The organism is Rhodococcus sp. JCM 9793, from assembly GCF_055380405.1.
Window position 1 is genome coordinate 4988779 of record NZ_AP043721.1, and the last position, 12445, is coordinate 5001223.

Below are 12445 nucleotides of genomic sequence, written 5' to 3' on the forward strand. Positions count from 1 at the left end.
TGTCAGTGCCCTGCGAGCTCCGCGAAGAACGCCGGCACCAGAGCGACATCCTCGACGGTCCGCACCGCGGTGTGCACACCCAATCCGTGCTCCTTGAGTAGATCGCACAGGCCTTCGCCGTCGACCAGATCGATCGGCGGAGCTCCGTGCCGGTGCGCCTCCGCCCGGGCGTCGTCGGTGAACTCGCCGGTGGAGACGAGCAGGCCCTTCTCGCCCCGGCCGACCATCGCCGCACGGAACTCTCGGACGACGTCGGCACCCACCCGCTCACGACCGCGGACGAAGCGGAAGAACACCGAGAAGCTGAGCAGCGACACCCGCAGCACTCCAGTGCCCTCGACGACGTCGACGTCGGTGCTCTCATCAGGGTCGAGGGTCGCCAGCGTCGTGAACCCGGCCGCGCGAAGCACTGCCGTGACCAACCGCTCGAAGCCGTCGTCGGGTAGGTCGGTGACGGCCCCCAGTACTGGTTCGCGCCACAGTTCCGGATCCTCGGGGGCTGCGACGAGAGGCACGACCTGCGCACCCGACGAGGTCCGTCCCATCCGCTTGCGTCGCTTCTCCGCGGTGTAGGCGATCTGCATGGGTCTGATCTCGGATTCCCGCACGGCACGCCCCTGATCGGTGGCGCTCCACACCCCGCGACGGACGTTGGCGAGAAGCCCCATGCCCTTGAGGTAGGTGCGCGCCCAGGCCACTCGGTATTCGATCTCGGTCCCAGGACCATCGCCGTGCAGGATCGCGCGCACCGCCGCAGACAGTCCAGCGCGTTCCGATACGGCTGCGTCGATCTCGTCGATCGCGCCGGATCCGCCGAGCCCGATCACCGCCTGCAGGGTCGGCCACAACAGATCCGTGTAGGGCGGGAGCGCGCTCTCGTCGCCGGCTGTGCTTGCCGTGCTTCCGAGGGGGTTTCCGACAACGTTTCGGCGCTGCACACCTTCCCCAATCGTTGCGGCCTTGCTCAGTGCCGCCGGTCGCTCCTACGGGTCGGGAAATACCCTATCGGATCGACGGTGTCCGTTTCGGCGCGGGCACCCGTCTCGCGTCCTACGATGGAATCCGTGATCCCCACGAGGTCCGCGGGCCGGCCGTGAATCGCCCCGCACCGATCGACATGGCCCACCACCCCTACTTGAGCGGGGTGTTCGCCCCGCAACGCAAAGAAGTGGCCGTGGCGAACCTGCCGATCGTCGGTGAGCTGCCGCCTGATCTCCATGGGAGTTATCTCCGCAACGGACCCAACCCCAGATTCGACCCTATCGGCACCTACGTATATCCCCTCGACGGCGACGCAATGGTTCATCGCATCGAAATCTCCGATGGCACAGTGCGATACACCAACAGGTTCGTTCGCACCCCCAACGTCGTGGCGGAGGAGAAGGCCGGGCGCGCACTGTGGGCCGGAATCACCGATCCCTACTTCCCGTCCGCCGACGAGGTAGGTCCGAACCTCGCGAACACCATGCGCGAACTCCCCGACATCAACGTGATCAGGCACGGAGGAAAGCTGTTCGCACTCGCCGAGGCCGCGCCGCCGTACACACTCGGATCCGACCTCGACACACTCGCTCGCGACACTTTCGACGGCGGGCTGCCGGTAGGCCTCACCGCCCACCCGAAGGTCGATCCGAACACCGGCGAGATGGTGGTGTTCTGCTACATGTTCGAATCCCCGTATCTCACCTGGTCGGTGATCGACGCCGAGGGCACGGTCATCCGCCCACCGACGCCCGTCGACGGCGCGGACCGACCGTTGATGATCCACGACATGGCGCTGACGTCGCGCTACATCGTGCTGATCCTGGCCCCATGCGTGTTCCAGATGGAGCGGGTCTTCTCCGGTGCTTCGCCACTGACCTGGCTGCCGGAGCTCGGCACCCGGATCGCACTGATCCCCCGCGACGGAGGCCCGGTGCGCTGGCACACCACCGACGCGTTCTGGGTGTGGCACACAGCCAACGCCTTCGACATGCCGAACGGCGATGTCACCCTCGACTACATCGAATGGCGATATCCGGGCGGAATCATCGAATCGAAGGAGCCGAACCAAGGCTCACTCACACGCGCGGTCATCTCCGACGCCGGAGTCACCCGGACGCCGTTCGTCGAACGCACCATCGAGTTCCCCCGTATCGACGACCGCCTCCTGACCGGCGAGCACCGGACGGTCGCGACGGTCGACAAGACCGGAGAGCGCCACATCCCACCCGGCGACGCGGACGCACTGTGCTGGTTCGACGTGGTCGCCGGCACCGATACGACGTGGGATGCGGGCAACTATTCTGTCGGCGAACCCGCCTACCTGTCGAGCTCGTCCGGAGGACCGGGCTACTGGGGAACGATCGCAACCGACCGCACCGACATGACCAGCCGTTTCCTCGTCTTCCCCGCCGAGGACCCCGCAACCGGCCCGGTCGCAGAGGTATCGCTGCCGATCCGGGTTCCCGCGGGACTCCATGGGGCGTGGCTTCCCGACATCTCCTAACGTGAGCGTGTGGGTTTCACACGCGCCGAACTCGAGTCCTTCCGCGATGCCGTGGTCCCCGACCTGATCGGAGACGGCTGCCGTCTTCTGTTCGTCGGCATCAATCCGGGTTTGTGGACGGCCGCGACCGGGGCCCATTTCGCGCGGCCGGGCAACCGCTTCTACCCCGCGCTGCTGCAGGCCGGAATCATCACCCGCCCCGTCGATCCCACAGCCGGGCTGAGCGAGGCCGACACCGCGCATCTGCTCGAGCGCGGCGTCGGTATCACCAACCTGGCGCCCCGAGCGACTGCCCGCGCGGACGAGCTGACCTCCCACGAATTGCGTACAGGTCCTGAGCGATTGACCCAGGTGGTCGCACAGTGGCGACCGCGTGTGATCGCAGTTGCGGGAATCACCGCGTACCGCACTGCATTCGGTCGACGCAAGGCCACCACCGGGCGACAGGAGGAGACCATCGGTGGCGTTCCCCTGTGGGTGGTTCCCAACCCGAGCGGCCTCAATGCCCACGACACCGTCGGTTCGCTGGCCGAGGCGTACGCGGCGCCCGCCCGGGCAGCAGGAATCCTCGCGCAGTGATCAGGCGCGACCGGTCACCTTCGCGAGGTAGTCGGTCGCTCGGTAGCCGTCCGCCGTTCCCTCGACGAGGACGGCGACACCGTCGGAGTTGTCCGTGCGGAGCGGGAGGATCTCCTGGTACTCGGGCGAGTGGTACCAGTCGCGGGCACGCTCGATATCGGGGAATTCGATGACGATGACATTCCCGGGGAACGGTCCTTCCAACACCTCCGGGTTGACTCCGTGAACAAGGAAACGTCCCCCGTACGGAACGAGGGTGGCGTCGATCGTCTCGAGGTATCGGATGATGTCCGCTCCGAAGTCGACGGAACGAAGGTGGGCGAGTGCGTAGGCGTTCATGCTGTCGACTATTCGACGTCGGGTGCGATAAATCGATTACCCCGGAGGTAATGGCAATGCTTCCCTCACGGACCTAAGGTCGCAGACATGACGACGCTGCAGTCAGAACCGGCCGGCGCAATGCTCCGACACTGGAGGGAACGCCGAGGCCTGAGCCAGCTCGCACTCGCGAACCGCGCAGGCGTCTCTGCGCGGCATGTGAGTTTCGTCGAGACCGGCCGGTCACGCCCGTCCCGCGACATGCTGCTGAACATCTGCGATGAGCTGGAAATACCTCTGCGCGAGCAGAATTCGATACTGATGGCCGCGGGTCTGGCGCCCGCCTATCCCGAGCATCACCTGGGCGACGTACCCATGTCCGCAGTGTCCGACGCCATCACGCGGATCCTGCGGTCTCACCAGCCGTATCCCGCGCTGGTCGTGGATCGACACTGGACGATGATCGATGCCAACGACGCGATAGGTGCGCTCGTGGCGGGCTGCTCACCGGAGTTGCTCGAACCACCGGTCAACGTGCTGCGCCTGTCGTTGCATCCGAAAGGCCTGGCCCCGCGGATTGCGAACCTGGGACAGTGGCGCTCCCACCTGCTGGTCCGGCTCCGTCATCAGATCGGCGCGACCGCCGACCCCGTCCTTCTCCGCTTGTACGACGAACTGTCCGGCTATCCGTGCGACGACCCGGACGAGACGGCAGAAGCTCATTCTCTCGTGGTTCCCCTGCGGTTGCGCACCGACGACGGCGAGCTGTCGTTCTTGAGCACCACCACGTTGTTCGGGACACCGCTCGACGTCACGGTCTCGGAGCTCGCAATCGAAGCGTTCTATCCTGCGGACGACGCAACCGCCGCTGCGCTGCACGGATGAGCCCGTCGCGCGAACCTCACACTCATCGAACATCACGGGCGTACGGTTCGAAGACAAGCTGTTCGAACTGATCCGGAGGCGACCGATCATGAGCACTGCGAAGTGGTGGGTGATCGACGGGCGGAAAGACGGATTCGCCGTCGAAGAACGTTCCACCGGGGACATCGTGGTCACGAACAAGTCCTCGTCCGAAGAACATGTGCTGCACGGATACGTGTGGAAGCACTCGCCGGCGTTCGGCATCCAGATCCAGAGCGAGGGACCGCCGCCGTACGGGCACTGGGTCGAGAACCCGGAAGACTGAACTTGCCCGGGTAGGTCGTCAGGGCAGAGTGCGCAACCGACGGTGTTCGCCGGTCACGGTGTCGATGAGCGCTGCTCGGACGACGGTGGCTTCGAGGGGTAACACGTCGTAGACGACGGCGGTCAACCGCGGGAGTTCGTCGCGCCGGGTCCTCGGGCTGAGCGAGCAGTGTGGCGTCCAAGACCGGGGTCGGTAGTGGCGGTGCAGTTCGGCGCCGGTGTCCTCCACTGCGCGCACCACGCGTTCCTGACGGTCGAGCAGATCCGCAGTCGGCGCGGGGATCAAGCATGCCCGCCCCCTGCGGAAAAGGCCCACGGCGTCGAGCCGCAGTGGGATCGACTCGGCGTCGGGCAGAGCCTCGAGCGCCGTGAGGACGCGGTCCGTGTCGTAGGTCCGTAGCACCGCATACGACAGGTGCGGCACGTGCCTGCGGTGAGTGTGCGTGAGCAACGTCGGGATCCCGGTGTCCTCGAGCCTGCCCCACAAGGCCCGCACCGCTCGGTCGGTACGAGTGTCGAAGAGCAGGCAGACGGCGAGTGCCATCAGCCGAGACGTTCGGCTCGCGCGCGTAGGTATCGCAGGTGGGGAAGGCGCGCTTCCTGCACCGCGTCCTCGATCACGGTGTCGCGCATCTCTACAGTGCGGGTCCCGGGGACGGGCCTTCGTCGATGGGGCGGATGTCGGCGTACGCGGTCTCGAGGACATGCGGTGGGCCCGGGCATCCGCCGAGCCGGATCGCGATCTCAGTGGCTCGGTCGAAGCTGTCACACTCGACGATCCAATAACCGGCGAGCACTTCCTCGGTCGCCGCGTAGGGTGCGTCGGTCACGAGCGTGCCCGGTCCGACGCGCCGTGTGTGAACAGGCGCCGCCAATCCCCGAGTCTCGACGAGTTCACCGGATTCTTCGAGTTCTGCGTTGAGTGTCGTCATGAACTCGACCATCGCCGCGAAATCGTCCTGCGACCACGCGGGAGTGTCGGTGCTCGTTCCTGCCATGCCGTCGTAGTCCTGCTGGGTGGCATAGCTCTCGATCATGAATTTCATGGCGGTTCCTCCTCCGTGGCAGTCCGAATGGGGGGCGTCGGAGCCGGTGAGCAGATCCGGACATCCTCTCGGAAGAAATTATCGGCGCGTATGAGGAACTTCGGAGCGGATCAGGCCACGGTCGCGTGCCACACCAGCGCCGCAGCGAGCGCACCGGCACCGTTGAGCGACCAGTGCAACGCGATCGGTGCGAGGATGCTGCCGCTGCGCCGGCGGAGCCAGGTGAACACGAACCCTGCCGCTGCGGTCGCGATCACGGCCCCGGCGATCCCTGCGAGCTGCGCCCAGATCCCGGCGCCGAGGAAGGCACTCAGTCCGGCGTTGCCCGCGGTCAGCCCGAACGACGACGCGATGTGCCACAGCCCGAACAACAGCGAGCCGACCGCGAAGACGCCTCGGGCTCCCCACACGCGTTCGAGGGTGCCGTGCAGCACACCACGGAACGCGAGCTCCTCGGGGATGACGGTCTGCAACGGGATGATGATCATCGAAGCCACCAGCGCGCCGGATACGGTCGCATACCGTTCGGACAGGAAGAACTGCCTGGTGAACGGTAGTGCGATGCCCACCGCGACCACTGTGACGACCAACCCGACCGCACCCACCGAGTAGAGGGTGCCGCGCTTCCATTGTCGCGGTGACAGCCCGAGTTCGTTCCAGTGCATGCCGCGCTGCCGCATGATCGCGACGAGTACGCCAGCGGCGATGGGCACAGTGGCGATCGACGCCCACACCGTGGTGAAGTGCGCGACGAGGTTGGTGGCAACGAGAACGGCCACGACCACAGCGACGTCGACCCACGCGTGGAACTGTGGAACTCGCCTGACCAGCGGGACGACTCGTTCGACTTCGACGGTCACGCGAGACCACCCTCGATCCGGCGTGATCGGAGCGAACAGGGGGTGTCGTGCAGGTGACTCTGAAGCATCTTTTCCAGTATACGGATCGAGGCACCGCGTTCCCGTGATGCGCATCACGAACAGGGCGTCCGAGGGCTGTGTCACACGCCCCGTTGTCAAGGCCTTGCGTCGACGCGACTAATCTGATTGGCGAACATCAGCCTCTTTCCAGGAGAAACAATGGCCGACTTCCTCTACGAGGACCTGCTGCCGATCGGTGAAGACCCCACCGAATATCGGCTGCTGACCAGCGAGGGGGTGTCTACCGTCGAAGGCCCTGACGGCCGCACCTTCCTGAAGGTCGAACCGGAGGCGATGCGCCTGCTCACGGAGACCGCGCTGCACGACATCTCGCATTACCTGCGCACTGATCACCTGAAGCAGCTCGCGAGGATCCTCGACGACCCCGAAGCGTCGAACAACGACAAGTTCGTCGCCCTCGATCTCCTGAAGAACGCGAACATCTCGGCAGCCGGTGTACTGCCGATGTGCCAGGACACCGGCACTGCGATCGTCATGGGCAAACGCGGACAGCAGGTGCTCACCCCCGGCGACGACGAGGAAGCGATCGCCCGCGGCATCTACGACGCATACACGCGGCTGAATCTGCGCTACTCGCAGAACGCTCCTCTCACGATGTGGGAGGAGAAGAACACGGGCAACAACCTGCCCGCGCAGATCGAGCTGTACGCCGATACCGCGAAGGGCCACGAGAACGCCTACAAGTTCCTGTTCATGGCCAAGGGCGGTGGATCGGCCAACAAGTCGTTCCTGTATCAGGAGACCAAGGCGATCCTGAACCCGGACTCGATGATGCAGTTCCTCGAGGCCAAGATCCGCTCGCTCGGTACCGCGGCCTGCCCGCCGTACCACCTGGCGATCGTTGTGGGCGGCACGTCCGCCGAGTTCGCGATGAAGACTGCCAAGTACGCGTCCGCGCACTACCTCGACGAGCTGCCCACCGAGGGCGCGATCACCGGCCGCGGTTTCCGCGACCACGATCTCGAGAAGAAGGTCTTCGAACTCACCCAGAAGATCGGTATCGGCGCACAGTTCGGCGGTAAGTACTTCTGCCACGACGTCCGCGTCGTCCGTCTCCCCCGTCACGGCGCGTCACTGCCCGTCGCGATCGCAGTGTCCTGCTCCGCCGACCGTCAGGCCAAGGCGAAGATCACGCCCGAGGGTGTGTTCCTCGAGCAGCTCGAGTTCAACCCCGGCCAGTTCCTGCCCGAGGTCACCGACAGCCAGCTCGACGCCGAGACCTCCGGGGTCTCCGGCACGGGTAAGGGCGCAGCGGTCAAGATCGACCTGACGAGGCCGATGCCGGAGATCCTCGCGGAACTGTCGAAGCACCCGGTCAAGACGCGCCTGTCGCTCACAGGCCCGCTGGTCGTGGCGCGCGACATCGCGCACGCCAAGATCAAGGAACGCCTCGACGCAGGCGAGGAGATGCCGCAGTACCTCAAGGACCACCCGGTGTACTACGCCGGCCCCGCCAAGACTCCCGAGGGTCTGGCATCCGGGTCGTTCGGCCCGACGACGGCCGGTCGCATGGACTCGTACGTCGAGCAGTTCCAGGCGGCTGGCGGTTCGATGGTGATGCTCGCAAAGGGCAATCGCTCGAAACAGGTCACCGACGCGTGCAATACGCACGGCGGCTTCTACCTCGGCTCGATCGGCGGCCCGGCTGCGCGTCTGGCACTCGACTGCATCAAGCACGTCGAGATCGTCGAGTACGAAGAGCTCGGAATGGAAGCCGTGTGGAAGATCGACGTCGAGGACTTCCCGGCGTTCATCGTCGTCGACGACAAGGGCAACGACTTCTTCGCCCACACCGGCGAGGTCACCCTCACGGTCGGTAAGCGCCCCGGTCTCTAGAACGCATCCGACATCGAAAACGGTCCGGCAGTGTCACTGTCGGACCGTTTCGTCGTCCGGCCGGACAACCGCAACCCGCGGTCGCGGAAACGAATGTCCGTCAGGCAGCGCAGGAGTGCGTGCGCGACAGGACAGCGGGCGACTGCGCGACAACATCCTGGAGGAACTCGACAACGACGCCGGGCGCAGGTTCTTCACCCGGAGAAAGGATTTCGCAGAGCTTGCGGTATGTGTCGTCGCTCAGCACAGGCGCGACACGGAAGTGTGTCGTCATCGACAGTGTGAATCCGATTCCGTGCCTGCGGGAACGCACCAGCAATTCCGGTCCGTGCTCGCCCTCGGCCAGGCAGATTTCGAAGAGTTCGCCGCCGGCTCGGTGCTCGAACGACGCGGACGGCACATTGTTGCGGAGTAGCTGACGATGAAGCGGTCGCAGTCCACCGAGCACCAACGGCGGAAGCGTCACGGTGCGGGAACGGTCGGCGGTGAACATGCGAATCTCTCCTAGTACCTCTTCGGCCATCGTACTCCGGCCGACATCTTTCTGGAATAATTCCAGTTATTGGAACTATTCCAGAAAAACCTGAACTCCGCAAGCGACGTGCACACCGAGGCATTGGCGGATGATCCAATCGTCGCGGCCGATGAACGGCGAACTCTGTATCCACTGTGCCTGCGCGAAAGGCCACTGCGCCGACATGATGGAACCACCGACGACGGGAGGTTCCGTGCACCACACGATCACCGAGTTCGACACCATGCCCGAAGACGACGCCATGGCAGTGTTGCTCGAGTGCTGCGAAAGCCTCTCCTGGGCACGATCCGTCGCGGCCGCCCGACCCTACGGATCACGATCCGCACTACTCGACGACGCCGGCGACGCTGCCGGGCGTCTCACCGGCACAGACCTCGACGACGCCCTCGCCGGACACCCGCGTATCGGGGAACGCGCGGACAACGCATCGTCACGCCGGGAGCAGGCCGCCGTCACGACCGCGGACGCCGACCTCCTCGAACGGATCGCCGCGGGCAACCGCGCGTACGAGGAGAAATTCGGACACGTCTACCTCGTCCGGGCCGCCGGTCGATCCGCGTCCGAACTGCTGACCATCCTCGAACACCGACTCGGCAACGACCCGCAGACCGAGCAGCGCGAGGTCCGCTGCGCTCTGGCCGATATCACCCGCCTGCGCCTCGAACGGTTGATCACCGCTATCCCGGAAGGCACGCCATGAACACACTCAGCACCCACGTCCTCGACGCCACCGCCGGCACTCCCGCTTCCGAGGTAGAGGTCACGCTCACCGATTCGGCGGGCACAGTGCTCGGTACCGGTGTCACCGACGACGACGGCCGGATCACCTCGATGACCGAATCTCCCCTCCCCACGGGAACGTACGCCCTCACCTTCGCGACCGGCGACTGGTTCGCCGTCCGCGCCGTCGAGAACTTCTATCCGGAAGTGACCATCACTTTCCGTATCCCGGACGGGCAGAGCCACTTCCATGTGCCGCTGCTCCTGTCACCGTTTTCGTACTCCACCTACCGCGGGAGCTGAACATGACCGAACTGACCGGCAAGATCGTCCTGGGCCCGCACCGCTACGGCAAGGCCGAGAATCGTGTGGTTCGCATCGTGCGCGACACGGCACGCCACGAGATTCGCGACCTCAACGTGTCGTCCTGCCTGCGAGGCGATTTCGACGCTGCGCACCTCGAGGGCGATCAGGCCACCGTGCTGCCCACCGACTCCCAGAAGCAGACCATCTTCTCCTACGCCAAGGAAAAGGGTGTCGCCTTCATCGAGGACTACGGGCTGGCCCTCGCGCGACACTTCGTCGACGACGTCGACCCGGTGGACTCCGCGCGGATCGAGATCGAAGAGTACGCGTGGGAGCGCGTCGTCGTCGACGGCGCCGAACACGATCACACATGGACCCGCAAGGGATCCGAGGTGCGCACCGCCGCGCTCACCGTGCAGGGCACCGGCGCGGACCGGAAGGAATGGGTGATCGGCGGACTGAAGGATCTCGTCGTCCTCAAGTCCACGGGCTCGGAGTTCGCGGGCTTCCTCACCGACCCCTACACCGTGCTCGAACCGACCGAGGATCGCGTCATGGCGACGAGCCTCGTTGCGCAGTGGCGCTTCACCACCACCGCGGTCGACTGGGACGCCGATTACGCAGGGATCAGAGCGACGATGCTCGAGGTGTTCGCGACGCTGCAGTCGAAGGCGCTGCAACAGACGCTGTTCGAGATGGGTCGCGCGGTGCTCGAGAAGTACCCGTTCATCGCGGAGATCCGGCTGTCTGCACCGAACAAGCACCATTTCGTCTACGACCTCGACCGGTTCGGAGTCGAGAACAACAACGAGGTCTTCCACGCGGACGACCGCCCCTACGGTCTGATCCAGGCAAGTGTGCTGCGCGAGGACGCTCCGGACGCCGGAATCGCCTGGGATCCCTACACGGGCGCGGTATGACAGTCGCCGAGTGAGCGGAGCGCGAGGTAGACGTCGAGGCGGTCGCCGGTGCGGGTGAGATTGCGTCCGGTGAGCGCCTCGACTCGGCCGACGCGGTACCGCACGGTGTTCAGGTGCACGTGCAGCCGATCGGCTGTGCGCCGCCACGACCCGTCGCACTCCAGGAAGGCCTCGAGTGTGGTGAGCAGCCCGGCGTCGGTGCGGCGGTCGTGTTCGATCACGTCACCGAGGATCCGGTCCGCATAGGAGCGGAGAAGTTCGTCCGGCAGGGTCGACAACAGCCCGACCGCCGAATCGAGTTCGGCGCGGCGTACCGCGACCGGTCCCGCGTCGTTGCGGGCCGCAGCGGACGCAGCGGTCGCGGCCCGGATCCCGCCGTCGAGTGTGTCGCCGGTGCAGCGGTCGCTGACCCCGACGAACAACCGGTCGTGCCGTAGTGCCGGCGTCAGCCTGCCCAGGCGGCGCCGCAGGATCGCGGCGATCTCCTCCTCCGTGCCACTGGTCAGCGCGACCACCCGACCCGACGCATCCATCGAGGTGACGGGTGACCCCAGGACGTCCTCGACCAGGGCTCGCAGCATGTCTGCGGGGATACGACCCTCGGCTTCGGCAACCACGGCGACCAGGTCGGTCTCTGAGAACCGGTCGCCCGCCGGTGCGGCACCACCCGAGCGATCGGCGATCTCCCACGATGTCCGGCGGCGCTCGTCACGTCGTACCCGGTCGAACGCGACGACCGTCGCGAGCTCGCCGAATGCCTCCAGGCACTCGGATTCGACATGCACACACCCGTCCCGGTCCCGGATCACGAGGAACCAGGAGTCGAGCCGGTCGCCGAGACCGCGGCCCACAGACAGGAGCGTGAACCCACCGGGCGTCTCGACCGGAAACCTCGAGGCAGTGAGCGCAGCGGCGGTGACGCGGTCGAGTGCGGTGTCGTCGAGCGGCGGGGTGTCCGTCACCGTCACCCCCGTTGCGGTGATCAGCCATGTCTGCACCCCGAACTGCTGCGCAAGCCGGTCGAGAAGCTCATCGACGGGGCGGCCGTCGGCGACAGCGGCGAGCCACTGCCGTTGCCGCGCGAGCCCGGTCTGCAGACGATCCATGCGCGCCCCGGCCATCCGGCCGGTCATGTATTCGATCACTCGACTGAACGGCACGTCTTCGGGCACCACCAGCAGCGGTAATCGGTGTCGAGCGCAGGCGTCGACCACGTCGTCCGGTACCCGACCGTGCAAGGCCTCCCCCGCTGCCATCGCGGAGACACCGGCGGCAACCAGTCGCTTGACGAACAGATCGGTGTCCTCCGACGAACGCCGCCATACCAGTCCCGTGAACACCAGCGAACCCGCGGAGACGTAGCGCGTGGGATCCGGCATGTCGGTCGTGCAGGCTCTCAGCACCGGACGCGTGAGCGCGTCCGTCTCGCCGTAGAGCACCCGAATTCCCAGATCCGGTGAGGCCACCACATCGCAAAGAAGCACGCTGTTCACCTACTTGTGATCGTCTTGGATGATCGAACAGTAGGAGCGCAAGATTTCCGGAGCGTTTCGTGTGTGCTGCCGGAG

General features: G+C 65.8%; 15 protein-coding genes. 8 read left to right on the forward strand and 7 right to left on the reverse strand.

Annotation, left to right across the window (positions count from 1 at the left end):
• Positions 1 to 2: 2 nt before the first annotated feature.
• Positions 3 to 938, reverse strand: coding sequence for a restriction endonuclease (locus ACZ46K_RS25045; RefSeq protein WP_054805615.1), 936 nt, complete (start codon positions 936 to 938; stop codon positions 3 to 5).
• A 179-nt stretch (positions 939 to 1117) separates the two neighbouring features.
• On the opposite strand from ACZ46K_RS25045, the gene ACZ46K_RS25050 reads away from it, so the two are divergent.
• Both ACZ46K_RS25050 and ACZ46K_RS25055 read left to right on the forward strand, forming a co-directional pair.
• On the forward strand, positions 1118 to 2488 hold the full coding sequence (locus tag ACZ46K_RS25050; protein WP_464749466.1) for a carotenoid oxygenase family protein: 1371 nt from the start codon (positions 1118 to 1120) through the stop codon (positions 2486 to 2488).
• 9 nt (positions 2489 to 2497) lie between these two features.
• On the forward strand, positions 2498 to 3067 hold the full coding sequence (locus ACZ46K_RS25055; protein WP_054805616.1) for a mismatch-specific DNA-glycosylase: 570 nt from the start codon (positions 2498 to 2500) through the stop codon (positions 3065 to 3067).
• Here the strand turns inward: ACZ46K_RS25055 and ACZ46K_RS25060 are convergent, their stop codons facing one another.
• Positions 3068 to 3406, reverse strand: coding sequence for a DUF1330 domain-containing protein (locus ACZ46K_RS25060; protein ID WP_054805617.1), 339 nt, complete (start codon positions 3404 to 3406; stop codon positions 3068 to 3070). It lies immediately after the preceding gene.
• Positions 3407 to 3493: 87 nt separating this feature from the next.
• On the opposite strand from ACZ46K_RS25060, the gene ACZ46K_RS25065 reads away from it, so the two are divergent.
• Positions 3494 to 4270, forward strand: coding sequence for a helix-turn-helix domain-containing protein (locus ACZ46K_RS25065; RefSeq protein ID WP_464745363.1), 777 nt, complete (start codon positions 3494 to 3496; stop codon positions 4268 to 4270).
• Positions 4271 to 4358: 88 nt separating this feature from the next.
• Positions 4359 to 4574: a hypothetical protein gene (locus tag ACZ46K_RS25070; RefSeq protein ID WP_054810141.1), complete on the forward strand. Its 216-nt coding sequence runs from the start codon at positions 4359 to 4361 to the stop codon at positions 4572 to 4574.
• Between the two features lie 18 nt (positions 4575 to 4592).
• Here ACZ46K_RS25070 and ACZ46K_RS25075 read toward each other — a convergent pair whose 3' ends face one another.
• From ACZ46K_RS25075 to ACZ46K_RS25085, 3 genes are all read right to left on the reverse strand, one after another.
• Positions 4593 to 5117: a 2'-5' RNA ligase family protein gene (locus tag ACZ46K_RS25075; protein ID WP_464745365.1), complete on the reverse strand. Its 525-nt coding sequence runs from the start codon at positions 5115 to 5117 to the stop codon at positions 4593 to 4595.
• A gap of 91 nt (positions 5118 to 5208) precedes the next feature.
• On the reverse strand, positions 5209 to 5619 hold the full coding sequence (locus ACZ46K_RS25080) for a YciI family protein (RefSeq protein WP_054805620.1): 411 nt from the start codon (positions 5617 to 5619) through the stop codon (positions 5209 to 5211).
• Positions 5620 to 5729: 110 nt separating this feature from the next.
• The gene (locus tag ACZ46K_RS25085) at positions 5730 to 6479 is read right to left on the reverse strand and encodes a lysostaphin resistance A-like protein (RefSeq protein WP_464745367.1); all 750 of its coding nucleotides are present in this window, start codon (positions 6477 to 6479) and stop codon (positions 5730 to 5732) included.
• 219 nt (positions 6480 to 6698) lie between these two features.
• Between ACZ46K_RS25085 and ACZ46K_RS25090 the strand changes: the two genes are divergently transcribed.
• Entirely contained in the window at positions 6699 to 8396 is a 1698-nt protein-coding gene (locus ACZ46K_RS25090) for a fumarate hydratase (RefSeq protein ID WP_054805625.1), read from the forward strand.
• Positions 8397 to 8496: 100 nt separating this feature from the next.
• Here ACZ46K_RS25090 and ACZ46K_RS25095 read toward each other — a convergent pair whose 3' ends face one another.
• Positions 8497 to 8889, reverse strand: a complete 393-nt coding sequence (locus ACZ46K_RS25095) for a hypothetical protein (RefSeq protein WP_054805626.1) — start codon at positions 8887 to 8889, stop codon at positions 8497 to 8499.
• Positions 8890 to 9094: 205 nt separating this feature from the next.
• Here ACZ46K_RS25095 and uraD point away from each other — a divergent pair, with 205 nt between their 5' ends.
• The 3 genes from uraD to pucL are packed head-to-tail and all read left to right on the forward strand — an operon-like array spanning position 9095 to position 10877.
• Positions 9095 to 9631 carry a 2-oxo-4-hydroxy-4-carboxy-5-ureidoimidazoline decarboxylase gene (gene uraD / locus ACZ46K_RS25100; RefSeq protein WP_464745369.1) on the forward strand — a complete coding sequence of 179 codons (537 nt, stop codon included), beginning with the start codon at positions 9095 to 9097 and terminating at the stop codon, positions 9629 to 9631.
• A complete protein-coding gene (uraH, locus tag ACZ46K_RS25105; RefSeq protein WP_054805621.1) occupies positions 9628 to 9954 on the forward strand; it encodes a hydroxyisourate hydrolase in 327 nt (108 codons plus the stop codon). The genes uraD and uraH overlap by 4 nt, the downstream gene beginning before the upstream one ends.
• 2 nt (positions 9955 to 9956) lie before the next feature.
• Complete coding sequence (pucL, locus tag ACZ46K_RS25110; RefSeq protein WP_464745371.1) at positions 9957 to 10877, forward strand: factor-independent urate hydroxylase; 921 nt, start codon at positions 9957 to 9959, stop codon at positions 10875 to 10877.
• On the opposite strand, the gene ACZ46K_RS25115 is transcribed toward pucL, so the two are convergent.
• On the reverse strand, positions 10859 to 12361 hold the full coding sequence (locus ACZ46K_RS25115) for a PucR family transcriptional regulator (RefSeq protein ID WP_464745373.1): 1503 nt from the start codon (positions 12359 to 12361) through the stop codon (positions 10859 to 10861). The genes pucL and ACZ46K_RS25115 overlap by 19 nt on opposite strands.
• Positions 12362 to 12445 lie beyond the last annotated feature (84 nt).